Origin of the sequence: Salmonella sp. SJTUF14076, assembly GCF_015534835.1 — a bacterium.
Taxonomy (GTDB): domain Bacteria; phylum Pseudomonadota; class Gammaproteobacteria; order Enterobacterales; family Enterobacteriaceae; genus Salmonella; species Salmonella enterica.
On the sequence record NZ_CP064674.1, the window covers coordinates 328,463 to 353,552 of the forward strand.

Consider the following 25,090-nt stretch of genomic DNA (forward strand, 5'->3'; position numbering starts at 1 on the left):
GCCTGCGTGTGGTTCTGTAGGCCGGATAAGGCGCGTCAGCGCCGCCATCCAGCAATATCCGCCAGATAAGGCGTAGTCGGCAAGCAGACGTCAGATTGATATGTAGGGTGCATCGTCACCCTTTTTTTTGCGTAATACAGGAGTAAACGCAGATGTTTCATTTTTATCAGGAGTTAAGCAGAGCATTGGCTATTCTTTAAGGGTAGCTTAATCCCACGGGTATTAAGCCTAACCTGAAGGTAGGACGACGCAGATAGGATGCACAGTGTGCTGCGCCGTTCAGGTCAAAGAAGTGTCACTACCTGATGTTGAATTCAGTGAGATGGAGTGACGCCACAAAACAGGATGACAAACCATGTCCAGTCGTATCGATAGAGACGTGATTAATGCGCTAATTGCAGGACATTTTGCGGACCCTTTTTCCGTACTCGGAATGCACCAGACCCAAGCCGGACTAGAAGTCCGCGCCCTATTACCTGACGCCACCGACGTATGGGTGATTGAACCCAAAACCGGACGTAAAGTCGGCAAACTGGAATGTCTCGACGCTCGCGGTTTTTTCTGCGGCGTTTTACCCCGACGTAAAAATTTCTTTCGCTATCAGCTCGCCGTGACCTGGCACGGACAGCAGAACCTCATCGACGATCCTTACCGTTTTGGTCCATTAATACAGGAAATGGATGCCTGGCTATTGTCGGAAGGCACCCACCTGCGTCCTTATGAAACGCTGGGCGCGCACGCCGATACGATGGATGGCGTCACCGGCACCCGTTTCTCCGTCTGGGCGCCTAATGCTCGTCGCGTTTCGGTTGTCGGGCAATTCAACTATTGGGATGGGCGTCGCCACCCGATGCGTCTGCGCAAAGAGAGCGGTATTTGGGAGCTGTTTATCCCCGGCGCGCATAATGGACAACTGTATAAATTCGAGCTGCTTGATGCGAACGGTAATCTGCGCATTAAAGCCGATCCCTATGCTTTTGAGGCGCAGATGCGTCCGGAAACGGCGTCGATGATTTGCGGACTGCCGGAGAAAGTGACGCCAAGCGAAGAACGACAAAAAGCCAATCAGTTTGATGCGCCGATCTCGATTTATGAGGTGCATTTAGGTTCATGGCGCCGCCATACGGATAACAATTTCTGGCTGAGCTATCGTGAGCTGGCGGATCAGCTTGTGCCTTACGCCAAATGGATGGGCTTTACGCACCTTGAACTCTTGCCGGTTAACGAACATCCGTTTGACGGCAGTTGGGGCTACCAGCCGACCGGCCTCTACGCGCCGACCCGCCGCTTTGGTACGCGGGACGACTTCCGCTATTTCATCAATGCGGCCCATGCGGCGGGCCTTAACGTCATTCTCGACTGGGTGCCGGGCCATTTCCCGTCCGATGAATTTAGCCTCGCGGAGTTTGACGGCACCCACCTCTATGAGCACAGCGACCCGCGCGAGGGCTATCACCAGGACTGGAATACGCTGATCTACAACTATGGTCGTCGTGAAGTCAGTAATTATCTGGTGGGTAACGCTCTGTACTGGATGGAGCGTTTTGGGATTGATGCGCTGCGTGTCGATGCGGTGGCCTCTATGATCTACCGCGACTACAGCCGCAAAGAGGGCGAGTGGATACCGAACGAGTTCGGCGGTCGTGAAAACCTGGAAGCCATTGAGTTTCTGCGTAATACCAACCGCATTATTGGCGAGCAGGTGCCCGGCGCGGTCAGCATGGCGGAAGAATCGACAGACTTCTCTGGCGTGACGCGTCCACCGGAAACGGGCGGCCTGGGGTTCTGGTACAAGTGGAATCTGGGCTGGATGCACGACACGCTGGACTACATGAAGCTGGACCCGGTGTACCGCCAGTATCATCACGACAAGCTGACCTTTGGTATGTTGTACAACCATACCGAAAACTTTGTTCTGCCGCTGTCGCACGATGAGGTGGTTCACGGCAAGAAATCCATTCTCGATCGTATGCCGGGCGATGCGTGGCAAAAATTCGCCAACCTGCGCGCCTATTATGGCTGGATGTGGGCCTTCCCCGGCAAGAAACTGCTGTTTATGGGGAATGAGTTTGCCCAGGGACGCGAGTGGAACCATGACGCCAGCCTCGACTGGCACCTGCTGGAGGGGGGCGATAACTGGCACCACGGGGTTCAGCGTCTGGTACGCGATCTCAACCACACCTATCGCCACCATAAAGCGTTGCATGAGCTGGATTTCGATGCTTACGGCTTTGAGTGGTTGGTGGTCGATGACAATGAACGCTCGGTACTGATTTTTGTACGCCGTGATAAAGCCGGTAACGAGATCATCGTCGCCAGCAACTTTACGCCCGTTCCTCGCCACGACTACCGCTTTGGCATCAACCAGCCGGGACGCTGGCGTGAAATTCTCAATACTGATTCGATGCATTATCACGGTAGCAACACCGGCAACGGCGGCGTGGTGCACAGCGATAAGATCGAAAGCCATGGCCGTCAGCACTCTCTTAACCTGACGTTACCGCCGTTGGCGACGATCTGGCTGATGCGGGAGGGGGAATGACGCAGCTTGCGATCGGCGAAGCAACGCCGCATGGCGCAACGTATGACGGTCATGGCGTGAATTTCACGCTCTTTTCCGCCCATGCGGAGCGCATAGAGCTGTGCGTTTTTGATTCCCGAGGGAATGAGCGTCGCTATGACCTGCCAGGACGTCGCGGCGATGTCTGGCATGGTTATCTGGCAGGCGCCAGGCCAGGTTTGCGCTATGGCTATCGCGTACATGGCCCGTGGCAACCAGCGCAGGGGCATCGGTTTAATCCGGCGAAGTTACTGCTTGATCCTTATGCGCGCCGGGTCGAGGGCGAACTAAAAGATCATCCGCTGTTGCACGGCGGACACGATGAACCGGACTACCGCGATAACGCGGCGGTGGCGCCGAAAAGCGTGGTAATCAGCGACCATTATGACTGGGAAGATGACGCCGCGCCGCGCACGCCGTGGGGAAAAACGGTCATCTATGAAGCGCATGTCAAAGGGCTTACCTACCTGCATCCGGAGCTCCCCCAGGAGATACGCGGCACCTATAAAGCGCTCGGTCATCCGGTCATGGTGGCGTACTTCAAACAGCTTGGCATTACGGCGCTGGAACTGTTGCCGGTGGCGCAGTTTGCCAGCGAGCCGCGCCTGCAACGTATGGGACTGACCAATTATTGGGGTTACAACCCGATGGCGATGTTCGCGCTGCATCCCGCCTGGGCCAGTTCGCCCGAGACGGCGCTGGACGAGTTTCGCGATGCGGTGAAAGCGCTGCATCGCGCGGGGATTGAGGTCATTCTGGACATCGTATTAAACCATAGCGCCGAGCTGGATCTGGACGGTCCAACCTTCTCCCTGCGCGGAATTGATAACCGTAGCTATTATTGGATAAGGGACGATGGCGATTATCACAACTGGACGGGGTGCGGCAACACGCTCAATTTAAGCCATCCCGGCGTGGTGGAATACGCGTGCGAGTGTTTGCGCTATTGGGTGGAAACCTGTCATGTCGATGGTTTTCGTTTTGATTTGGCGTCCGTCATGGGGCGCACGTCGACGTTTCGCCAGGATGCGCCGCTGTTCGCCGCGATTAAAGCGTGTCCTGTGTTATCAACGGTCAAGCTGATTGCTGAACCGTGGGATATTGGCGAGGGCGGCTATCAGGTCGGGAATTTTCCGCCACCGTTTGCCGAGTGGAACGATCATTTTCGCGATGCGGCCCGCCGATTCTGGTTGCCGCGTAACCTGACGACCGGGGAGTTTGCCTGTCGTTTCGCCGCTTCCAGCGATGTGTTTAAACGCAATGGCCGCGCGCCCGGCGCCTCTGTCAATCTGCTCACGGCGCATGACGGTTTTACGCTCCGGGACTGCGTCTGTTTCAATCAGAAACACAATGAGGCGAACGGTGAGGAAAATCGCGACGGCACCAACAGCAATTACAGCGACAATCATGGTAAAGAAGGATTAGGCGGTCCGCTTGATTTAATGGAGCGGCGGCGCGACAGCATTCATGCCCTGCTGGCGACGCTACTGCTCTCTCAGGGAACGCCGATGCTGCTGGCAGGCGATGAACACGGCCATAGCCAGCACGGCAACAATAACGCCTACTGTCAGGATAATGCCTTAACCTGGCTGGACTGGCAGCAGGCAAATCGTGGGTTAACCACGTTTACCGCCGCGCTGATTCGTTTGCGTCAGCAGATACCGGCTTTAACCGGCAATAGCTGGTGGGAAGAAGGCGATGGCAACGTGCGTTGGCTGAATAAAAACGCGCAACCCTTGAGTGCGGATGAGTGGCAAAACGGGCCTAAGCTGATGCAAATTCTGTTGTCGGACCGTTTTCTGATTGCGATAAATGCCACGCTTGAGGTGACAGATATAGTTTTACCCGAAGGGGAATGGCGCGCCGTTCCCCCATTCGCTGGAGAGGATAATCCGGTGATAACGGCGGTCTGGCAGGGACCTGCGCATGGACTGTGTGTGTTCCAGAGAGGATAAAAAAGGAGTTAATCATGGTGAGTTTAGAGAAGAACGATCGTGTAATGTTGGCGCGCCAGCTGCCATTGAAATCTGTTGCCCTAATCCTGGCCGGCGGCCGCGGCACGCGTCTAAAAGATTTAACGAACAAACGCGCCAAACCAGCCGTCCACTTTGGTGGGAAGTTCCGCATCATCGATTTCGCCTTATCTAATTGTCTGAACTCCGGGATTCGCCGTATCGGCGTGATCACTCAGTATCAGTCCCACACGCTGGTGCAGCATATTCAGCGCGGCTGGTCACTGTTTAGCGAAGAGATGAACGAATTTGTCGATCTGCTGCCAGCCCAACAGCGTATGAAGGGCGAAAACTGGTATCGCGGCACGGCAGACGCGGTGACCCAGAACCTGGATATTATTCGTCGCTATAAAGCGGAATATGTCGTCATCCTGGCAGGCGATCATATCTATAAGCAGGACTACTCGCGTATGTTGATCGATCACGTTGAAAAGGGCGCGCGTTGCACGGTGGCCTGTATGCCGGTGCCGATCAAAGAAGCGACGGCGTTCGGCGTGATGGCGGTCGATGAAAGCGACAAGATTATTGATTTTGTCGAAAAACCGGCGAATCCCCCCGCAATGCCTGGTGACGCCAGCAAATCGCTGGCCAGTATGGGCATTTACGTTTTTGACGCCGATTACCTGTATGAATTGCTGGCGGCAGACGATAAAGATGACGCTTCCAGCCACGATTTCGGTAAAGACATTATCCCCAAAATCACCCGCGAAGGTATGGCTTACGCGCATCCTTTCCCGCTCTCCTGCGTGCAGTCCGATCCGCAAGCCGAACCGTACTGGCGCGATGTAGGTACGCTGGAAGCTTACTGGAAGGCGAACCTGGATTTAGCCTCGGTGACGCCGGAGCTGGATATGTATGACCAGAACTGGCCTATCCGTACGCATATGGAATCGCTACCGCCTGCGAAATTCGTGCAGGACCGCTCCGGTAGCCACGGTATGACGCTGAACTCGCTGGTCTCCGGCGGCTGCATTATCTCCGGTTCGGTGGTGGTGCAATCTGTGCTCTTCCCACGGGTGAGAATAAATTCTTTTTGTAATATTGATTCGGCAGTGTTGTTACCTGAGGTTTGGGTAGGACGCTCCTGCCGTTTACGTCGCTGTGTTATTGACCGTGCCTGTATTATCCCGGAAGGCATGGTGATTGGTGAAAATGCGGAAGAGGACGCTCGTCGTTTCTACCGTTCAGAAGAAGGTATTGTACTGGTCACGCGTGAAATGCTGCGCAAACTGCAGGTCAAACAGGAGCGATAATGCAGGTTTTACATGTATGTTCAGAGATGTTCCCCCTGCTGAAGACTGGGGGGCTGGCGGATGTGATAGGCGCGTTGCCTGCGGCACAAATTGCGGATGGTGTTGATGTTCGCGTTCTGCTTCCAGGGTTTCCCGATATCCGTCGGGGGATACCCGACGCGCATGTGGTGAGCCGCCGCGATACTTTCGCAGGTAAGATATCGCTGCTGTTTGGGCATTATAACGGCGTAGGCATTTATCTAATCGACGCGCCGCATCTGTACGAGCGTCCAGGCAGTCCCTATCACGATACGAATTTATATGCCTATACCGATAACGTGCTGCGCTTTGCCCTGTTAGGGTGGGTCGGCTGTGAAATGGCCTGCGGACTTGATCCATTCTGGCGCCCCGACGTGGTGCACGCCCATGACTGGCACGCCGGGCTGGCGCCCGCCTATCTGGCGGCGCGCGGGCGGCCGGCGAAATCGGTCTTTACCGTACACAACCTGGCCTATCAAGGCATGTTTTATGCAAAGCATATGGATGACATCGAACTGCCGTGGTCATTCTTTAATATGCATGGGCTGGAGTTCAACGGACAACTCTCCTTTTTGAAGGCCGGTTTGTACTATGCCGACCATATTACGGCGGTGAGCCCGACCTATGCGCGTGAAATTACCGAACCGCAGTTTGCTTATGGTATGGAAGGCCTGCTGTGTCAGCGTCATCTGGAAGGGCGCTTGTCCGGCATACTGAACGGCGTGGATGAGAAGATCTGGAACCCGGAATCCGATCTGCTGCTGGCGTCGCGCTACACGCGCGATACCCTGGAAGAGAAGGCGGAAAACAAACGTCAGCTACAAATTGCGATGGGGTTGAAGGTTAACGACAAAGTGCCGCTGTTTGCCGTGGTAAGCCGTCTGACCAACCAGAAAGGTCTGGATCTGGTGCTGGAGGCGTTACCGGGGCTGCTGGAGCAGGGTGGGCAGTTGGCGCTACTCGGCGCGGGCGATCCGGTGCTTCAGGAAGGGTTCCTCGCGGCGGCGGCGGAACACCCAGGGCAGGTTGGCGTACAGATCGGCTATCACGAAGCTTTCTCGCATCGCATTATGGGCGGCGCGGACGTTATTCTGGTGCCCAGTCGTTTCGAACCGTGCGGCTTAACGCAGTTATATGGCTTAAAGTATGGCACGCTGCCTCTGGTGCGGCGTACCGGGGGGTTGGCCGATACGGTCTCCGACAGTTCGCTGGAAAATCTGGCGGACGGTATCGCCAGCGGTTTTGTCTTTGAAGACAGTAATGCCTGGTCGTTGCTACGCGCGATTCGGCGTGCTTTTGTGTTGTGGTCACGGCCTTCGCTTTGGCGGTTTGTACAACGGCAGGCGATGGCGATGGATTTTAGCTGGCAAGTTGCCGCGAAATCATACCGCGAGCTGTACTATCGCTTGAAATAGTCATCCAGGAATCATTTATATGAATGCTCCGTTTACTTATGCATCGCCCACACTCAGCGTTGAGGCGCTTAAGCATTCTATTGCCTATAAGCTGATGTTTACGATTGGTAAAGACCCGGTCATTGCCAATAAACACGAATGGCTGAACGCCACGTTGTTCGCGGTGCGCGATCGTCTGGTGGAGCGCTGGCTGCGTTCTAATCGAGCCCAATTATCGCAGGAAACCCGGCAGGTTTATTACCTGTCGATGGAGTTTTTGATTGGTCGTACTCTCTCTAACGCGCTGCTCTCGTTGGGCATTTATGACGACGTTAAAGGCGCGCTGGAGGCCATGGGCTTAGATCTCGAAGAGCTGATCGATGAAGAGAATGACCCAGGGCTTGGCAACGGCGGCTTAGGACGGCTGGCGGCTTGCTTCCTGGACTCGCTGGCGACGCTAGGATTACCGGGTCGCGGGTATGGCATTCGCTACGACTACGGCATGTTTAAGCAGAATATTGTCGACGGGCGGCAAAAAGAATCTCCGGATTACTGGCTGGAATATGGCAACCCGTGGGAGTTCAAGCGCCACAATACGCGCTATAAGGTGCTTTTTGGCGGGCGCATTCAGCAGGAAGGTAAAAAAGCGCGCTGGATTGAGACGGAAGAGATTCTGGCCGTCGCGTATGATCAGATCATCCCCGGTTACGACACCGACGCCACTAACACACTGCGGCTGTGGAATGCGCAGGCCAGTAGTGAAATCAACCTCGGTAAATTCAACCAGGGCGACTACTTTGCGGCGGTGGAAGATAAAAACCACTCTGAGAACGTTTCACGGGTGCTCTACCCGGACGATTCCACCTATTCCGGACGAGAGCTACGCCTGCGCCAGGAGTATTTTCTGGTCTCGGCGACAGTGCAGGATATCCTGCACCGTCATTATCAACTGCATAAAACCTATGAGAATCTGGCGGATAAAATCGCCATTCACCTCAATGATACGCATCCGGTGCTGTCAATTCCGGAGCTGATGCGCCTGCTGATTGATGAACATAAATTTAGCTGGGACGACGCGTTTGAGGTGTGCTGTCAGGTCTTCTCTTATACCAACCATACGTTGATGAGCGAGGCGCTGGAAACCTGGCCCGTCGATATGCTGGGGAAAATTCTGCCCCGTCACCTGCAGATTATCTTCGAGATTAACGACTATTTCCTGAAAACGTTGCAGGAGCAATATCCCAACGATACCAGCCTGCTTGGACGCGCGTCGATTATTGATGAGTCGAACGGTCGCCGGGTACGGATGGCCTGGCTGGCGGTGGTGGTCAGCCATAAAGTCAACGGCGTTTCTGAACTCCATTCCAACCTGATGGTGCAGTCGCTGTTCGCGGATTTTGCGAAGATTTTTCCGACCCGTTTTTGTAACGTCACGAACGGCGTTACGCCGCGCCGCTGGCTGGCGCTGGCAAACCCGCCGCTGTCTGACGTACTGGATGAGAATATTGGTCGTACCTGGCGTACCGATCTTAGTCAGCTCAGCGAGCTGAAGCAGCATTGTGATTATCCGTTGGTCAATCATGCGGTGCGTCAGGCGAAGCTGGAAAATAAAAAACGGCTGGCGGTAGTGATAGCGCAACAACTGAATGTGGTGGTGAACCCTAAAGCGTTATTCGACGTGCAGATTAAGCGTATTCACGAATACAAGCGGCAGTTGATGAACGTACTGCATGTCATTACCCGCTATAACCGCATTAAAGAAAATCCGGAGGCCGACTGGGTGCCGCGGGTGAATATTTTTGCCGGTAAGGCGGCTTCCGCCTATTACATGGCAAAACACATTATTCATCTGATCAACGACGTGGCGAAAGTGATTAACAACGATCCGCAGATTGGCGACAAGCTGAAAGTAGTGTTTATCCCGAACTACAGCGTCAGCCTGGCGCAGGTGATCATTCCCGCTGCCGACCTGTCTGAGCAGATTTCGCTGGCAGGGACAGAAGCTTCCGGCACCAGTAATATGAAATTTGCCCTGAACGGCGCGCTCACCATTGGCACGCTGGATGGCGCGAACGTAGAGATGCAGGAGCATGTCGGCGAGGAGAATATCTTTATCTTCGGTAATACTGCAGAAGAGGTGGAAGCGTTGCGCAGGCAGGGTTATAAGCCTCGCGACTATTATGAAAAAGATGAAGAGCTACATCAGGTACTGACGCAGATTGGTAGCGGCGTCTTTAATCCGGAAGAGCCAGGCCGTTACCGCGATCTGGTAGATTCGCTGATTAACTTTGGCGATCACTATCAGGTGCTGGCGGACTACCGCAGCTACGTGGACTGCCAGGATAAGGTGGATGAGTTGTATCGTCGCCCGGAAGAGTGGACGACGAAAGCGATGCTCAACATTGCCAATATGGGCTACTTCTCATCGGACAGAACCATCAAAGAGTATGCCGAAAATATCTGGCATATTGATCCGGTGCGGTTGTAGCGGTTTAACGCTTGAGAACGGGGCCAAACGGCCCCGTTTTTTATCGTGGTATATTCGGGGGGTATGCCGATATTCGTCTGCTGAATCTGTTAGCGGCACTTGGTCTCTGTCATGGAAAAAGGGTTGAGTACTGGTGTATAGTATTAGCAGAAAAATCCATAATTAATTGATAATAATATGAAAAAGATTACGACATCTATTCCGGCTCTCGATAAAATTATGCGCGTATTTGCTTACCTTCTGGAGTGCGATGGCGCAACGTTTACCCAGATCCATCAAAATTCAGGGATTGCGAAAAGCAGTACCTCATCTTTGCTCAACGGCATGGTGGAGCATGGGTTATTACGCCAGGAAAAAGACAAGTATTATCTGGGGCTACGCCTGTATGAATTAGGTAATAAAGCGGCGGAACAGTATGACATTAAAAAAATCGCGTTACCGATTCTTGAAGAGATTCGCGATAACACCGGCCTGACCTGCCATCTTGGCGTTCTGGAGGGCGATGCCCCCATTTATCTTCTGAAAGTCGAAAGCCCACAGGCTATTGTGATTCGAAGCTGGGAGGGCAAGCGCCTCTCATTACATAGCTCAGGGCTGGGGAAGGTGCTGATTGCATGGCTTAGCGGGGAAGAGCTGGAGGAGTTGCTGCCTCCAGATCAGATATTAACGCGTTTTACGGATACGACGATCACAGATGTGAATATCCTTAAGCAGGAGTTAGCAGGAATTCGCCGTCGCGGCTGGGGTTATGATAACGAAGAAGACTCCCTTGGCGTGCGCTGCATTGCGGTGCCGGTATTCAATACGCAGGGGAAAGTGATCGCCGCCCTGAGCGTATCCGGCGTTACGTTCCAGATCCCCGATGATAAACGCGAGTCGCTTGCTACGCTGATGATGGATGCCAGCCGTAGCCTGACGCGTCTGATGTGCTGAAATAAAAAGACACAGCGGGCAAGAAGCCCGCTTTCGTCATAGCTTAAAGTCCCGCACGCTGTAAGATCTGCTTCAAATTCGAAATATGTTCTTCATTTGCCGGCAAAACGGGGGGCATTACATGAGTTGAAATATCGACTCCGCTAAGCTGAATTGCCTTTTTGATTATCCCGAAGAAAGGTGAATCCAGGCTGTAAATAGTGGAAAGCGCGGACAGCCGGCGCTGTAATCCGAACATTGTCTCATACTCTTTTTCACACCACGCGCGGTAGATCCCGCAGGTTAGCTGCGGCGCAAAGTTCGCTGTCGCTGGGATCCCGCCGTTGCCGCCTAAGATAAGTGTATCCATCATATATTCATCATAGCCGGAGAAAATAACGAAGTCCGGACGCACTGGCCTGACATTATTGATGATTTCACGAATATGGCTGATATTATCAACGGTATCCTTAATGCCGATAATATTGGGGTGATCCTGCGCCAGCCGGGTAATTAAATCAACGCTAAGGTCCTGTCCCGTCAATGCTGGAAAGTTGTAGAGAATGACCGGGCTTTTTATGTTATTAGCCACGGTTTTGAAATGATGATAAATATACTCATCGGTCAATCTGGCATAGTAGGGATTGAGTACCAGCACGGCATCGACTTCGAGTCGGTCGGCATGCTGACCATACTCAATCACTTCCTGCGTGCTGGTGCTGCTAATACCTAATAGTACTGGAATACGGCGGTTAATATGACGGACGCAAAACTCTGCGGTTTCCAGACGCAGCGCATTGGTCATATGGCAAAATTCCCCCCCGCTGCCCAGCAGTAATACGCCATTGACCTTGCTTGCAATAAGATGATCCAGCAAGGTTGCCATGCCGACTTTATCTAACTCTCCCTGCGCATTAACAATGGTCGGAACTGGCGGAAATACGCCGTGAAATTTCGTAATCTGAGTCATGTATTGATCCTTAAAACAGGCGAGCCGTAGCCCGCTAGGGATATTATTTAAGCCACGCTCCGGCCATTAATGATGTTGCATTAGCGGTGAACTGTTTAAAGACGCCGCGACGGTTTGAATAATCAGGTTTCTTCCAGCTTGCTCGACGCTCTTCAAGACAGCGGCGTATTTCCTCTTCTGTTTTAGGCACCCCGTCGATCCCTACAATATTGAGCTTGCGGCCTTTCACATCCATTTCGATTAAATCACCATCTTCCACCAGGGCAATCGGCCCGCCATCAGCGGCTTCTGGCGAGACGTGTCCGACACATGGCCCGCTGGTCGCTCCAGAGAAACGACCGTCGGTAATCAATGCGACTTTTCCGTCGAGGCGTTTGTCATACACGATGGCATCGGTGGTCATCAGCATTTCCGGTGCGCCAGAGCCTTTTGCGCCTTCGTAGCGAATGAAAATGACGTCGCCGGGTTCGATATGGTTATGGATGATGGCCTGCTGAGCGTCTTCTTCGGAGTTAAAGACCCGAGCCGGACCGGTATGGTGGTGCATATCCGGCGCACAGGCCGCGTATTTAATGACCGCTCCTTCAGGCGCGATGTTGCCTTTCAGTACCGCAATCGACCCTTTTTTGGTGGCATTTTCTGGTTTACGGATCACCTCCTCCGGGCTGACTTTGTAATTGTTGAGGTAACCGTGGTTGCGGGTAAAGAAGCCGGATTGATGGAGCATTTCCAGGTTGTCACCGAGCGTACGGCCAGTCACGGTAAGAACATCAAGATCCAGATAATCGCGCAGATACCATTGCACCATTGGCACGCCGCCAGCGAACCACATCATTTCGGTAACGTATTCACCGCTGGGCTGAATATTGGTCAGATAAGGGATTTCGTTATTGATCCGATCAAACAGTTCGGGCTTCAGCTCCCATCCAAGTTCATGAGCGATGGCCGGAAGGTGGATCATCGCATTGGTGCTGCCACCAATAGCAGCATGGACTTTGATAGCATTTTCAAACGCCGCAGGAGTCAGGATCTTATGGGTGGTGATATTTTTCTCCGCCAGATACAGCGCCTGGTGGCCTGCGGTTCTGGCAACGCGGCGAATTTCCGCCAGGGTCGATGGCAGCAAAGCGCTGCCTGGCAGGGCCAGCCCCAAGGCCTCTGACATGCACTGCATGGTACTGGCCGTTCCCATAAACTGGCAGGCTCCGGCGGTGGGGCAACCGCATTGCTGCATGGCTTCTACTTGCTGAATGCCGATTTCGCCTTTCTTCAACTTAGCAGTGATCCCGCCGAGGTCAGAAGTACTCATATTCGGTGCCGGACGCATAGAACCGCCGGGAATATGCAGCAGCGGCAGGTTCAGGCGTGCGGCGGCAATCAGATGCGCCGGGATAGATTTATCGCAGCTTGAGATCAGAATACCGGCATCATAAGGCACCACTGAGGCATGAATTTCGACCATGTTGGCAATGGCTTCGCGAGATGCCAGGATGTAGTTCATCCCATCGTGGCCCTGACCCCAGCCGTCGCAGATATCCGTCACATGGTGACGGACCGCGCGCCCGCCGCTTTCATGAACACCCAGCACGGCTTCATCGCCCAGTTGGTTAAGATGGAAACTGCCCGGATGACTTTCACCATAGCAATCATCCACCAGGACCTGCAGTTTATTGACATCTTCTTTGCTGTAATTCATTCCAAGACGCAGGGCGTCGAGCTGCGACCACAGGTCGCGAGCATGTTGACATTTTTGGCTCATTTGGCGATTCCTTCCTGTTTAAGTGACGCACCCGGCGTCGAGGTGTTAGGTGTGTTGCTGCTACCTGCAGGACGAGCGGTAACAGAAGGTAAGCTGAAAAGCAGTCCAACGGCGATAAGCAGGGCGGCAACCAGTACGGTCATTCCTGCTGTTTGCGAGAACGTCACCGTTAACAGCCCGACGAGGTACGGACCGATAAAGCCGCCGATGTTGCCCAGGGCGTTGATCGTGCCGCGTACGCCGCCCAGAACGTTGGGGGCGAAGAGTAATGGCGGCAGCGTCCAGAATGGACCGGCATAGGCTTGCAGGAAGAACCCGCAAATAACCATCATGCCGTAGGCGAGCCAGACGTTATCTTTCAGTAATAAGGAGAGGGCGAGGCAGACCGCGAAACCCAGCAGAGGAATAGCCGTGTAAAGGCGGCGATTCATCGTCTTATCACACCATTTGGCGATGTAATACTGACCGATAATGCACAGAACGTAAGGCGCCGCGGTGAGTACCCCAACGATGGTCATGCCGCTGCCGGTCAGGTGTTTAATCAGATTTGGCATCCATAGCGCGAAGCCATAGAAGCCGACCTGTACGAAGAAATAGATACCGACAAGCTTCCACAGGTTGATGCTTTTTAATACGCCGCGAATGCTGCTTTGCTCTCCGCCAATACTCAACGCGCGATCGGCCAGCAATTTTTGTTCGATCCAGGCGCGCTCTTTCGGATCCAGCCACTTTGCCTGATGCGGGTGATCGGAAACCAAAGGTAGCCAGACAAAGAGCAGTCCCAGAGAGAGCAAGCCTTCGATGATAAACATCTCCCGCCAGCCGTAGGTTTCAATAAGCCAGCCGGAAAGCGGCCCGGTAATAATAGAAGCGACGGCCAGGTTCATCTGGAAATAGGCGATAGCCCTGGCGCGCTCCTCATTTGGGAACCAGTGGCCAATCAGCGCCAGAATGGCGGGATACACAGCACCTTCCGCCACGCCGAGCACAAAGCGGATAATCAACAACTGCGTCGGTGTCTGAACAAAACCGGTCAGCAGGGCAAAGCCACCCCAGGCGACGATTGTCCAGGCAATTAACTTTTTGGCGCTTAGCCGCTCGGCTATCTGACCGCCGGGAATTTGCAGGAAGATATAACCAATAAAGAAGATCCCGGCTACCAGACCGGCAAAAGAAGCCGTCATGCCTAAATCTTCATCCATGCCGCCTGCGATCCCAATGGCGATATTGGTCCTGTCCATATAGGCCACGATATAAACGAGGATCGTGGCTGGAATAATATGCAGCCAGCGCCCTCGTGTGGTCGGTTTCTCTATTTCAATGCTCATCATTGCATCCCTTTAGTATCAAAAATTTGTTCTGTATATGGAACTACTGTTCTGTATATTGACACTATGCCGACGTATTCATACAGCGTCAATTCCATACTCTAAGGAAGGTTATATTTTGTGATTTGCTTCAAAAATGAACGGAGATAAAGTGAGAAAGAGCGGATAACCCACTGGAAACTGCTCATCGGTCTAATACATCGCCAAAATTGTGCGCTGCCTCACAGGTTAAGATTATGCTCTCACCTGGTCATTGTGCGTTCAGAGTAAACAGCATTAAATTCTTTATGTGGAATTTGTGTTCTGTATATTGAACTTTAATGCTTTTTAAGGAGAAACAATGGTTACTACCGCGATCTTTCCGTCACGATATGTTCAGGGTAAAGGAGCGTTGACAACGCATCTCCCGCAGGAATTGGCCGCACTCGGTCATAAGGCGCTGATTTTGCAGGATCCTGTTGTTCACAACACCTACCGGGATACAGTTGCAACAGCACTGCACGGGGTGATTGAATTTGATATCGAAGTGTTCAGTAGCGAGTGCAGTGATGAGGAAATTGCTCGCATCTCCGCACGCGCGCAGGAAATTGGCGCCGATGTGATTGTTGGTATGGGGGGCGGGAAAACCTTGGATACGGCAAAAGCAACCGGCGCCAGCCTGCGGCTGCCTATTGCCGTGGTTCCTACTCTGGCCTCAACGGATGCGCCGTGCAGTTCACTGGTTGTTATCTATACGCCAGAAGGGAAATTCAAACGCTACCTGATGATTCCACGTAACCCGACGCTTGTGCTGGTGGACAGCAGTATTATTGCTGCCGCGCCGGTACGCTTTTTGGTTTCCGGGATAGGCGATGCGCTGGCAACCTGGTTTGAAGCGGAAGATTGCCGCATCAAAGGGGCAGGCAATATGACCACCAGGCCAGGACCGATGACCGCATTTGAGCTGGCGCGCTTTTGCTACACCACCTTAATGCGCTATGGGCGCCTGGCGAAGCTTGCCTGTGAACAACATCAGGTTACTCCGGCGCTCGAACATGTTATCGAAGCGAATACGCTATTATCCGGGCTCGGTTTTGAAAGCGGTGGGCTGGCGGCGGCGCACGCCATTCATAACGGTCTGACGGTACTGCCCGCCACGCACAAATACTGGCATGGGGAAAAGGTTGCGTTTGGCACGCTGGCAATGCTTATGCTCACCGATAGAGCGCCTGAGCTTATCGAGGAGGTTTATCAATTTTGTGAAGATATAGGCTTGCCCACCACGCTGGCGGATATTGGTCTGGCTGGCGTTAGCGATGATGAACTGCTGGTCGTTGCCAGGGCGTCTTGTCAAACTGGGGAAACGATACACAACGAGCCGTTTACCATTACGCCGGAGGCTGTGCAGGCGGCATTGCGGGCCGCCGATGCTGTTGGGCAGGCGCGGAAAAAGATCGATCTTGCAGGTTAATGTGAGCCTGTAAATAAAAAACGGCAGCCGGAACTTTCAACTTCTGTCTGCCGCTATCGTGAATGTTTTAACGTCGCGATTTCAGAAAAATGCATGGGGGGTGCTCAGGACTACCGGGTTTATACTTCCGCTATCGCAGGGATTAGCGGATAGAAAAATGAAAAATGCTAAGTGGCTTTTTTTGTCAATCATGATGGCGTTTATCGGCGTGCCGCTGCTGGTGAACATTATTACGATTATCGTGGGGGGAACGTGGGCGTGCATTAGCGTTCTTGAAAATAGTATCCCCGTCGCGCAATCTATTGAGAAGGCGACCATTATCCCGGTAGCGCTTCTGGGCGCAGGGTTAATTTTTCTCTGTGGCCGGATATGGGGAAAGGGAAATGCATCAGAGGTAAATCCAGAATGGCGTGATTGCTGCCTGCTTATGCCCGCTCTGGTAGTGCTGATGGGGTGGGTCATCCTGATGTTTCTCACCGATCTTAATATTCACGCGATAGGGCGTAAACCCATCGCCCAGGTGGTGCAAACGCTTTGGTTAGTACCCAGCGTAATATCCTTTTTCAACGGCTGGGTATGGGCAGCGTTGCTCATCCCGGTTGGCTCGCAGCTCTGTTTTGCATTAGGGTATGGCGGTGCGCGTTGGGGAGTGCTACGCGGCGGTGCGGGCTACACTTGTCGTAATCTGCTGGTGATTTGCCTGCTGTTTTTCGGGAGCTGTGCCGTATACCAGTCACATCTTTATGCCGTGAAGTATCCCGCTCCCGAGAGCAGTGAATATCTTTATTTCCGCGATTATCAGGCGCACACATGGGGCAACAAGCTAACCGGGCTGCGCGATGAACCGACACTTCTGCTCACCCAAAATTGGCCGCGGCTCGATGGCGCAACGGCTGGCTTGCCGTTATACGCCTCGGCTTTTTATGCGCTTACGCGCTTTCCGGATGATATCTGCCCTGAAGACTACCTTGAAAACCAGGGAACCATTGAAGCCTATCAAAATATCCTTAACGGTAATGCCGATCTTATTTTTGTCGCCCAGCCTTCCACTGCTCAAAAGCAATTGGCCGAGGCCAGTGGCGTAAAACTGGTTTACACCCCCTTTGCACGTGAAGCGTTTGTGTTTATCGTCAACCAAAGCAATCCCGTGTCATCGTTGAGTGATGTACAAATTCGCGGCATTTTTAGCGGAAGAATCACCCACTGGAATGAGGTAGGCGGAGAGGCAATCGACATTAAGCCCTGGCAGCGGCCAGAAAACTCTGGCAGCCAAACGGCGATGCTGGCGAAGGTAATGAAAGAAACAAAGCTGATGCCAGCGCAAACAACATCAGTGGCAACCGCGATGGGGGAAATGGTGGATATCGTGGCTGAGTATCGCAATACGCACAACGCCATTGGCTATACCTTTCGTTATTACGCTACGCAGATGCACAGCAATAAAGAGATTAAATTACTGGCGATAAACGATGTTGCGCCGACGGTTGAAAATATTCGTAACGGCAGTTACCCGTACACGGTTGATGTTTATATGGTTACCCGTGAACACCCCACAGCGGAAACACAAAATCTGGTGGACTGGTTTCTAAGCCCGCAGGGACAACAGTTGGTGCAGGATGTGGGATATGTGCCGCTGTATCCGGCCGCGAAATAAAGGGACTAAATGGAAGATGTTAAATTATATGTGGAACGGGTAGGCGTAGACCCGGCCAGCGGCGCTGATATTCGTATTGCACGGCGTGAATCCACTTCGTGGCATAAAGATATTGTTGCTGAGCTGATTAATCAGGTTCTCCGGTGTGGCGCGGCATTAATCATCGTCGCTGTGCTGACCGCCTGCGATGATCGCCAGGTAAGCTATTTTCCTGATTATGCCGCCATACCGGAGCAATCCGGTATCTGGACCTGGCTACCTGTGTTCTTTCCATCGTCCGCCAGTGAAATAGAGATGACGTTTAACCTGGACAGCAATCTTTTTTATGCTGACTTTAGCGTGGCCGACGGTGATAAACGCGCGCATTTTGAAAGCGTGCTGGGGGAGGAGAGCGTGGTTCATTATGCCAACTTTTCTCATAAAAGCTGGTGTAAAACGGGGAAAACTCTCTGGAATAGCGAAGCGCGGGCAAAACCCTTTTTTATTACCAAAATAAGTGTCGATCGCTACCGTATCACTAATCATATGCCCGGCTGTACAAAACCCGGCGAGTGAATGCGGTATGTGGCGAAAAGGGCGGTATAAACCGCCCCGGATTTTATTACGACGCCAGTGAAAGTTGGTGTTTCTCAACATACGTCGCCAGCCACTGAGTGATGCGGGACTGCTGTTCGGCGGTCAGCCACATGCCTTCTTTGGTGCGACGCCAGATAGCGTCTTCAGTACGGCGCACCCATTCGTGATCCACCAGGTACTTGAGTTCCGCTTCGTAAAACTCATGACCGAAATCTTCGCCTAAATCAAGCAGTGACGTAGCTTCGCCGAGAATCCACTCCGTGTTGCTACCGTAAGTGCGCGAATAGTGGCGCGCCAGCGATTCCGTCAGGAACGGATAACGACGACGCAGCTTCGCCGCGTAATCTTCGCGGCTGCCGTCGATGTCGCCGCCGGGCAGTACGCACGTTTTGGTCCATGCCGGCCCGATGCCTGGATAATAAGACGCCAGTTTTTCCATCGCGTGTTCGGCCAGCTTACGGTAGGTCGTGAGCTTACCGCCAAACACGGAAAGCAGCGGCGCTTTGCCGTTTTCATCATGGATATCCAGGGTATAATCGCGAGTGATCGCCTGTGGTGAGTCGGACTCATCATCGCACAGCGGACGGACGCCGGAATACGTCCAGACGATGTCATCGCGCCCCAGTTGTTTCTGGAAGTGCGCGTTATAGACCTTCAACAGGTAATTAATTTCGCTCTCTTCAATTTTTACCGCTTTCGGATCGCCTTTATATTCGACATCGGTTGTGCCAATGATCGAAAACTCTTCCATCCACGGAATGACAAAGACGATACGCTTATCTTCGTTTTGCAGAATATACGCCTGCTTCTGATTATGGACGCGCGGCACGACGATATGGCTGCCTTTGATCAGGCGGATGCCATACGGTGACGGCAGATGCATCCCTTCGTCGAAGAACTGTTTGACCCACGGTCCGGTGGCGTTAACCAGTCCGCGCGCCTGCCAGACATATTTTTTACCGGTGTCGATATCTTCCGCTTCGACAATCCACAGGCCATTTTCCCGACGAGCGGCGGTTGCGCGAGTACGGGTAAGGACTTCGCCGCCTTTACGCACCACCATCTGTGCGTTAGCCAGCACCAGACGCGCATCGTCTACCCAGCAGTCGGAGTATTCGAATCCGCGCACGATTTCAGGTTTGAGTACCGAATCTGCGCCAAACCGCACACCGGTGGAACCGGGTAAACTGGTACGTTTTCCGAGGTGATCGTACATAAACAGACCGATACGGATCATCCAGGCCGGACGTAAATGCGGGCGGTGCGGCAGACGAAAACGCATCGGGAAGGCGATGTGCGGCGCCATTTTCAACAGCACTTCACGTTCTGCCAGCGCTTCGCTGACCAGACGGAACTCATAGTGCTCAAGGTAGCGTAAGCCGCCGTGGATAAGTTTCGAACTGGCGGAAGAGGTCGCGCAGGCCAAATCCTGCGCTTCCAGCATGAGTACGGACAAACCGCGTCCGGCGGCATCAGCCGCGATGCCTGCACCGTTAATGCCCCCGCCTATCACGATCAGATCTTTGGTTTCCATGCTGCCCTCTTGCACTTTCGTTAAAGTTCAAAAATGTTCGTTATCGAACATAATAGCAAAGAAACGCGCTATTGGTAACATCGAAAAAACATTTTAGAGTGATATGTATAACATTATGGCGTTAAGCTACTCCGTCAACGTACACTGGGCGATAAAATGCCTTAATTGGCTTCACCGGCAATAATGAAAGAGCGATACATGGAACAATTTGAATGTATCACTGTAGAAGAGGCGTATCAGAAACTGCACCAGGGCGCGGCGGTGCTGGTCGATATTCGCGATCCGCAAAGTTATGCCATGGGTCATGCGCCGCAGGCGTTTCACTTGACTAACGATACGCTGGGCGCGTTTATGCGTGAGCATGGTTTCGATACCGCGGTGATGGTAATGTGCTATCACGGCAACAGTAGTAAAGGCGCCGCGCAGTATCTGCTCCAGCAAGGCTATGATGCGGTTTACAGCATTGACGGCGGGTTTGAGGCCTGGCATCGCCGTTTCCCTGCCGATGTCGCGAATGGCGCGTAATCCCATAAAGATGCAGCCTCCGACGAGAAGGGTATATATACTGTCTTCTTTTGTATGGACTAAGCGACAGCAATAATGTTGATGATTACTTCCTTTGCGAATCCTCGCGTGGCGCAGGCATTTGTTGATTACATGGCCACCCAGGGCGTCATTCTTACTATTCAGCAACATAATCAAAGCGATATCTGGTTGGCGGATGAATCGCAGGCCGAACGTGTGCGGGTCGAGCTGGCGCGGTTTATAGAAAATCCCGGCGATCCGCGTTATCTGGCGGCTAGCTGGCAGTCCGGGCAGACTAACAGCGGGCTACGCTACCGCCGTTTTCCCTTTCTCGCCACGCTGCGTGAACGAGCCGGCCCTGTTACCTGGATCGTGATGCTCGCCTGCGTGCTGGTCTATATCGCGATGAGTCTCATCGGCGATCAGACGGTGATGGTGTGGCTGGCGTGGCCGTTCGATCCGGTTTTAAAATTTGAATTCTGGCGCTACTTCACCCATATCTTTATGCACTTCTCATTGATGCATATTCTTTTTAACCTGCTGTGGTGGTGGTATCTCGGCGGGGCGGTAGAGAAGCGCCTGGGCAGCGGTAAATTAATCGTCATTACGGTGATAAGCGCGCTGCTAAGCGGCTATGTACAGCAGAAATTTAGCGGCCCGTGGTTTGGCGGGCTGTCTGGCGTCGTCTATGCGCTGATGGGTTACGTGTGGCTGCGTGGAGAGCGCGATCCGCAAAGCGGAATTTACCTCCAGCGCGGCTTAATTATTTTTGCATTATTGTGGATAGTCGCTGGTTGGTTTGACTGGTTTGGCATGTCTATGGCGAACGGCGCGCACATCGCCGGGCTTATCGTCGGTTTAGCGATGGCCTTTGTTGATACGCTGAATGCGCGAAAACGAACGTGAGGCGTATCCGGCCTGTGGTCGAGATATTTTTCCAGGCCGGGTAGGGCGAATGCCGCTATCCGGCGCAAGGTTGGTTACTTTCAGAGATTATTCATGAAACAAACACAACGGCATGACGCGATCATTGAACTGGTGAAAAAACAGGGGTACGTCAGTACGGAAGAGCTGGTGGAGCATTTTTCTGTCAGCCCGCAAACCATTCGTCGGGATCTTAACGATCTGGCGGAACAGAATATGATTTTGCGCCACCACGGCGGCGCGGCGTTGCCCTCCAGCTCGGTGAATACGCCGTGGCACGATCGTAAGGCGACGCAAACGGAAGAAAAAGAGCGCATCGCTCGCAAAGTCGCGGCCCAGATCCCCAATGGTTCAACGCTGTTTATTGATATCGGCACGACGCCGGAAGCCGTAGCGCACGCTCTGTTAGGGCACAGTAATTTGCGGATCGTGACCAACAATTTGAACGTAGCGAACACGCTAATGGCGAAAGAGGATTTTCGTATTATCCTCGCCGGCGGTGAACTCCGTAGCCGCGACGGCGGCATTATTGGCGAAGCGACGCAGGACTTTATCGCCCAGTTCCGCCTCGATTTCGGCATTCTCGGTATTAGCGGTATTGATAGCGATGGTTCGTTGCTGGAATTTGACTACCATGAGGTACGCACTAAGCGCGCGATTATCGAAAATTCGCGCCACGTGATGCTGGTGGTGGATCACTCTAAATTTGGCCGTAACGCGATGGTAAACATGGGCAGCATTAGTATGGTCGATGCGGTCTACACCGATACCCTACCACCGCCGGGCGTGATGCAGGTGATTGCTGACCATCATATTCAATTGGAGCTGTGCTAACGAGCCAGCCTTATCTGGCCTACACTCTGCGCGCGATGGTAGGCCTGATAAGCGAAGCGTTATCAGGCACACGTTAAACCCCATACCCCATCATCTTCAGCAACTGCTGCGCGTGCTGTACCGCGTCCTGACGGTGCGCGACGCCGAGTTTCTGGTAGAGGTTGCGGATATGCGTCTTAATGGTGGTCGCGGCCACCGCCAGTTCGCCGGCAATCTGTTCGTTGCTGTAACCGGAATAGATAAGCCCTAACACCTGCCATTCACGCTGGGTGAGCGGGCTGGTGCGAATAAGCTCCGGGACATCCGGATGGTTAAGCAGGCGCTCGACGAAGCCTTCGTCAAAATGGGCGAATTTATGCCGGTGATGTTGGTTAATCTCTCGTAGGATGCGCTGCGCGCGATGCTGCTCCATCTCCGGCAGCGTATTGAGCTGGATAAGCTGACGCAATTGTTGCGCCATGGCTTCGCCTTCAATCACAAAATGGCTGATAAATCCGGTCCGGTTGGCGAGCTGTAAGGCATCAAGCAATACGCGCTGGGCATCGTTTTTCCGCCCGGATTGCCAGTAAAGCTGATTGAGTAACAGCAGATTGCGGTTTAAATCGCTCATTAAGCGCAGGCTACGGGCATTCTCATTTAACTCTTCCAGCACGATTTCCGCAGGCTCGAATTCGCCCAGCAGGATTTGCGCGCGGGCGATATTCCGCCATTGCCCTTGCAGAAAATGGTTATTGGCAAACGCCGGTTTGGGCGTATGACGTAACCAGTTGGCGGCGGATTTTTTGTCGCCGGTTAACTGCCAGTAAATGACACGCACCTTATCGGCGTTAGAGATCCAGTCGCAGTGATAACGACCATTGCCTAATAAATTTTCCAGTCGGTTAAGCTGACTACGGGCATTATCCAGATCGCCGCGCGCCAGCGAGCACTGCACCAGTAACGTCAGGCACTGCAACTGTTGTTGCGGCTGGAAGGTGGACAGCACAGCGATACCGCTGCGCGCCGAGGCCTCCGCTTCGTCAAGGCGCGCCCACGCCCACAGCAATTGCGCGCGGATACGTACCAGAAACTCATGCATCGGCAGTTGTTCCAGATGTTGCTCTTTGATCAACTGGAAGGCTCTCTCCTGCGTTTCCCATGCGGCCTGCAGGAATCCCTGGGCGAACTGAATTTCGCTTTGTTGAATTAAGCTCCACAGCGCGTAATGCCAGACGTCATGATGGCGCGCCATTTGTTCGGTTTGCTGCATCAGCGATAAAGACTGGCTGAGATCGCCTTTACAGTGCAGCACTTCGCCGTGAACGGAGGTCGCGACAATACGGCTATAAAACCAGGCGAGAGGAAGCTCATCCAGCGCCAGTTTCGCCAGCCGCTCTGCCTCTTCCGGATTGCCGTCGTTGATGGCGACCTGGGCGCGCAGCGCGTTAAATTCAGCATGTAGCGTGCCGTCCATGACCCCTTTGATCTCTTGCTCGGCGCGCGCCAGCAGCGTATTCACTTCGCTGTAGCGGTGTTGGCTTTGCATCAGCCAGGCCTGTAACAACACCAGCCGCGGATTTTCCAGCAGGCTTTCCCACGGCAGCGCTTTTAATGACTCTTCCAGCAGCGCCAGTTCACTGTGATTAAACAGCCCCCACGCATGGTTAAGCAGGATATCGCGCAGCATTTGCGCGTCACCCGCCGCCAGCGCATGATGTATAGCTTCGCTGGGAAAACCCTGTTCCATCCAGCTTTCCGCGGCCGCACGGTGGATCTCCGGCAGTTCCGCCGCCAGTTCCCACTGGCAACGCTGGCGCAGAAAGCTACCAAACAACGGGTGATAGCTAAACCATTCGCCCGTGTCGTCCATGCGTTGCAGGAATAACCCCTGGCGCTCAATCTCCTCCAGCCGCATCTGGCCGTTTTCTTCGCCGGTCACGCGCACGATCAACGCGTCATTCATTGAGCGTAAGATCGCGCTTTTAAGTAAAAAATGTCGGGTGCTGACATCCACGTTATCCAGTACTTCGTCCACCAGATAATCAGAAAGGTGGCTGGCATTAATCCCGGCAAGACGGCGGGCGGAGTGATGCGCAGAGGTATGGTTCTGGCGCGCGGAGAGGGCGATCAACTGTAGCGCAGTGGCCCAACCGGCCACATCATCGCACATGCGGCTGCTCTCAGCGGCTTCAATGGGCGACGAAAGACGACGGTCAAAAAATTGCTTTGCTTCCTGATGGTTAAAAGCCAACTGCTGGCTGCCGATTTCCAACAGCTGATCGCGCACGCGCAGGTTAGCGATGCCCAGTTGCGGCAAATTACGCGATAACACCACCAGGGTGAAATTTTCCGGCTGATGCCGTAAGAAAAAGCGCATCGCGTCGTGAATCACCGGATTGGTAATCAAATGGTAGTCGTCAATCACCAGATAAAGCGGGCGATGCCACTGCGCCAGTTCAATAAAGAGCTGTGCGAAGAGAGACGTCAGGCTGGCGTACTGACGTTTTTGCGCCATCGCTTCGCTGGTAGAGCAGTGTCCGCCGGTGGCCTGTTGGATAGCGGCGATTAAGTAACTGGCGAATCGCTCTTGCTGGTTATCGCCTTCGTCGAGAGAGTACCAGCCTAATTCATTTTTGCCCGCCGCCCACTGTGAGACAAGCGTGGTTTTCCCATAGCCAGCAGGACTGGTTACCAGGGCGAGCCTGAAATTGTTCGCGCCGGAAAGTTTAGCCAACAGCCGCTCACGAACCACGGTATGGTCGAGACGAACCGGACGACTTAATTTAGACGGAATCAACATAGCAATCACTTCACTGTGGGAAATGGGGGAACTGCGATTTTTTTTGCGCTTCGTAATTAATAGATATAAGGTCGGCCAGAAAGCATTTTAATGCAAGCTAAGCAGACTTTTTATGTGTCT

General features: G+C 53.3%; 17 protein-coding genes. 12 read left to right on the forward strand and 5 right to left on the reverse strand.

Features of this window, described 5'->3' with window-relative positions; all coding sequences use genetic code 11:
• Positions 1-355: 355 nt before the first annotated feature.
• The 6 genes from glgB (at position 356) to HU143_RS01535 (ending at position 10,658) form a co-directional block, all read left to right on the forward strand.
• Positions 356-2,542 carry a 1,4-alpha-glucan branching enzyme gene (gene glgB, locus HU143_RS01510; RefSeq protein WP_023216694.1) on the forward strand — a complete coding sequence of 729 codons (2,187 nt, stop codon included), beginning with the start codon at positions 356-358 and terminating at the stop codon, positions 2,540-2,542.
• Positions 2,539-4,515, forward strand: a complete 1,977-nt coding sequence (glgX, locus tag HU143_RS01515; RefSeq protein WP_023227431.1) for a glycogen debranching protein GlgX — start codon at positions 2,539-2,541, stop codon at positions 4,513-4,515. The genes glgB and glgX overlap by 4 nt, the downstream gene beginning before the upstream one ends.
• A 14-nt stretch (positions 4,516-4,529) precedes the next feature.
• Complete coding sequence (gene glgC, locus HU143_RS01520) at positions 4,530-5,825, forward strand: glucose-1-phosphate adenylyltransferase (protein WP_000253995.1); 1,296 nt, start codon at positions 4,530-4,532, stop codon at positions 5,823-5,825.
• A complete protein-coding gene (gene glgA / locus HU143_RS01525) occupies positions 5,825-7,258 on the forward strand; it encodes a glycogen synthase GlgA (protein ID WP_051129278.1) in 1,434 nt (477 codons plus the stop codon). Before glgC ends, glgA begins: the two co-directional genes overlap by 1 nt.
• A gap of 19 nt (positions 7,259-7,277) precedes the next feature.
• On the forward strand, positions 7,278-9,725 hold the full coding sequence (gene glgP, locus HU143_RS01530; protein ID WP_000993424.1) for a glycogen phosphorylase: 2,448 nt from the start codon (positions 7,278-7,280) through the stop codon (positions 9,723-9,725).
• A gap of 177 nt (positions 9,726-9,902) precedes the next feature.
• The gene (locus tag HU143_RS01535) at positions 9,903-10,658 is read left to right on the forward strand and encodes an IclR family transcriptional regulator (protein WP_000724553.1); all 756 of its coding nucleotides are present in this window, start codon (positions 9,903-9,905) and stop codon (positions 10,656-10,658) included.
• 43 nt (positions 10,659-10,701) lie between these two features.
• Here the strand turns inward: HU143_RS01535 and HU143_RS01540 are convergent, their stop codons facing one another.
• Genes HU143_RS01540 through HU143_RS01550 form a run of 3 tightly spaced genes read right to left on the reverse strand, consistent with a single transcriptional unit; the run spans position 10,702 to position 14,697 of the window.
• Positions 10,702-11,607: a dihydrodipicolinate synthase family protein gene (locus tag HU143_RS01540; RefSeq protein ID WP_000192193.1), complete on the reverse strand. Its 906-nt coding sequence runs from the start codon at positions 11,605-11,607 to the stop codon at positions 10,702-10,704.
• A gap of 43 nt (positions 11,608-11,650) precedes the next feature.
• The gene (gene ilvD, locus HU143_RS01545; protein WP_000078497.1) at positions 11,651-13,366 is read right to left on the reverse strand and encodes a dihydroxy-acid dehydratase; all 1,716 of its coding nucleotides are present in this window, start codon (positions 13,364-13,366) and stop codon (positions 11,651-11,653) included.
• Positions 13,363-14,697 carry an MFS transporter gene (locus tag HU143_RS01550; protein WP_001518078.1) on the reverse strand — a complete coding sequence of 445 codons (1,335 nt, stop codon included), beginning with the start codon at positions 14,695-14,697 and terminating at the stop codon, positions 13,363-13,365. The genes ilvD and HU143_RS01550 overlap by 4 nt, the downstream gene beginning before the upstream one ends.
• Positions 14,698-15,034: 337 nt before the next feature.
• On the opposite strand from HU143_RS01550, the gene HU143_RS01555 reads away from it, so the two are divergent.
• The 3 genes from HU143_RS01555 to HU143_RS01565 all read left to right on the forward strand — a co-directional run bounded on the left by HU143_RS01555 (position 15,035) and on the right by HU143_RS01565 (position 18,353).
• The gene (locus tag HU143_RS01555) at positions 15,035-16,144 is read left to right on the forward strand and encodes a glycerol dehydrogenase (RefSeq protein WP_000258841.1); all 1,110 of its coding nucleotides are present in this window, start codon (positions 15,035-15,037) and stop codon (positions 16,142-16,144) included.
• 157 nt (positions 16,145-16,301) lie between these two features.
• Complete coding sequence (locus tag HU143_RS01560; RefSeq protein ID WP_023227432.1) at positions 16,302-17,798, forward strand: PstS family phosphate ABC transporter substrate-binding protein; 1,497 nt, start codon at positions 16,302-16,304, stop codon at positions 17,796-17,798.
• Between the two features lie 9 nt (positions 17,799-17,807).
• Entirely contained in the window at positions 17,808-18,353 is a 546-nt protein-coding gene (locus HU143_RS01565; protein ID WP_023193670.1) for a hypothetical protein, read from the forward strand.
• A gap of 46 nt (positions 18,354-18,399) precedes the next feature.
• On the opposite strand, the gene glpD is transcribed toward HU143_RS01565, so the two are convergent.
• Positions 18,400-19,908, reverse strand: coding sequence for a glycerol-3-phosphate dehydrogenase (gene glpD, locus HU143_RS01570; RefSeq protein WP_000448180.1), 1,509 nt, complete (start codon positions 19,906-19,908; stop codon positions 18,400-18,402).
• Positions 19,909-20,106: 198 nt separating this feature from the next.
• Here glpD and glpE point away from each other — a divergent pair, with 198 nt between their 5' ends.
• The 3 genes from glpE to HU143_RS01585 all read left to right on the forward strand — a co-directional run bounded on the left by glpE (position 20,107) and on the right by HU143_RS01585 (position 22,191).
• Complete coding sequence (glpE, locus tag HU143_RS01575) at positions 20,107-20,433, forward strand: thiosulfate sulfurtransferase GlpE (RefSeq protein ID WP_000434523.1); 327 nt, start codon at positions 20,107-20,109, stop codon at positions 20,431-20,433.
• Between the two features lie 75 nt (positions 20,434-20,508).
• The gene (gene glpG, locus HU143_RS01580; RefSeq protein WP_000928701.1) at positions 20,509-21,339 is read left to right on the forward strand and encodes a rhomboid family intramembrane serine protease GlpG; all 831 of its coding nucleotides are present in this window, start codon (positions 20,509-20,511) and stop codon (positions 21,337-21,339) included.
• A 93-nt stretch (positions 21,340-21,432) separates the two neighbouring features.
• Positions 21,433-22,191 carry a DeoR/GlpR family transcriptional regulator gene (locus HU143_RS01585; RefSeq protein WP_000815084.1) on the forward strand — a complete coding sequence of 253 codons (759 nt, stop codon included), beginning with the start codon at positions 21,433-21,435 and terminating at the stop codon, positions 22,189-22,191.
• 73 nt (positions 22,192-22,264) lie between these two features.
• On the opposite strand, the gene malT is transcribed toward HU143_RS01585, so the two are convergent.
• Positions 22,265-24,970: an HTH-type transcriptional regulator MalT gene (gene malT / locus HU143_RS01590; protein ID WP_000907030.1), complete on the reverse strand. Its 2,706-nt coding sequence runs from the start codon at positions 24,968-24,970 to the stop codon at positions 22,265-22,267.
• Between the last annotated feature and the right edge of the window lie 120 nt (positions 24,971-25,090).

Bases quoted from the DNA above. Each gene is read 5' to 3' on its own strand.
- glgC (WP_000253995.1), top strand. From the start codon at position 4,530: ATGGTGAGTTTAGAGAAGAACGATCGTGTAATGTTGGCGCGCCAGCTG.
- ilvD (WP_000078497.1), bottom strand. From the start codon at position 13,366: ATGAGCCAAAAATGTCAACATGCTCGCGACCTGTGGTCGCAGCTCGAC.
- HU143_RS01550 (WP_001518078.1), bottom strand. From the start codon at position 14,697: ATGATGAGCATTGAAATAGAGAAACCGACCACACGAGGGCGCTGGCTG.
- HU143_RS01560 (WP_023227432.1), top strand. From the start codon at position 16,302: ATGAAAAATGCTAAGTGGCTTTTTTTGTCAATCATGATGGCGTTTATC.
- glgB (WP_023216694.1), top strand. From the start codon at position 356: ATGTCCAGTCGTATCGATAGAGACGTGATTAATGCGCTAATTGCAGGA.
- malT (WP_000907030.1), bottom strand. From the start codon at position 24,970: ATGTTGATTCCGTCTAAATTAAGTCGTCCGGTTCGTCTCGACCATACC.
- glpG (WP_000928701.1), top strand. From the start codon at position 20,509: ATGTTGATGATTACTTCCTTTGCGAATCCTCGCGTGGCGCAGGCATTT.
- HU143_RS01585 (WP_000815084.1), top strand. From the start codon at position 21,433: ATGAAACAAACACAACGGCATGACGCGATCATTGAACTGGTGAAAAAA.
- glgP (WP_000993424.1), top strand. From the start codon at position 7,278: ATGAATGCTCCGTTTACTTATGCATCGCCCACACTCAGCGTTGAGGCG.
- HU143_RS01555 (WP_000258841.1), top strand. From the start codon at position 15,035: ATGGTTACTACCGCGATCTTTCCGTCACGATATGTTCAGGGTAAAGGA.
- glgA (WP_051129278.1), top strand. From the start codon at position 5,825: ATGCAGGTTTTACATGTATGTTCAGAGATGTTCCCCCTGCTGAAGACT.
- glpD (WP_000448180.1), bottom strand. From the start codon at position 19,908: ATGGAAACCAAAGATCTGATCGTGATAGGCGGGGGCATTAACGGTGCA.
- HU143_RS01565 (WP_023193670.1), top strand. From the start codon at position 17,808: ATGGAAGATGTTAAATTATATGTGGAACGGGTAGGCGTAGACCCGGCC.
- glpE (WP_000434523.1), top strand. From the start codon at position 20,107: ATGGAACAATTTGAATGTATCACTGTAGAAGAGGCGTATCAGAAACTG.
- HU143_RS01540 (WP_000192193.1), bottom strand. From the start codon at position 11,607: ATGACTCAGATTACGAAATTTCACGGCGTATTTCCGCCAGTTCCGACC.
- HU143_RS01535 (WP_000724553.1), top strand. From the start codon at position 9,903: ATGAAAAAGATTACGACATCTATTCCGGCTCTCGATAAAATTATGCGC.
- glgX (WP_023227431.1), top strand. From the start codon at position 2,539: ATGACGCAGCTTGCGATCGGCGAAGCAACGCCGCATGGCGCAACGTAT.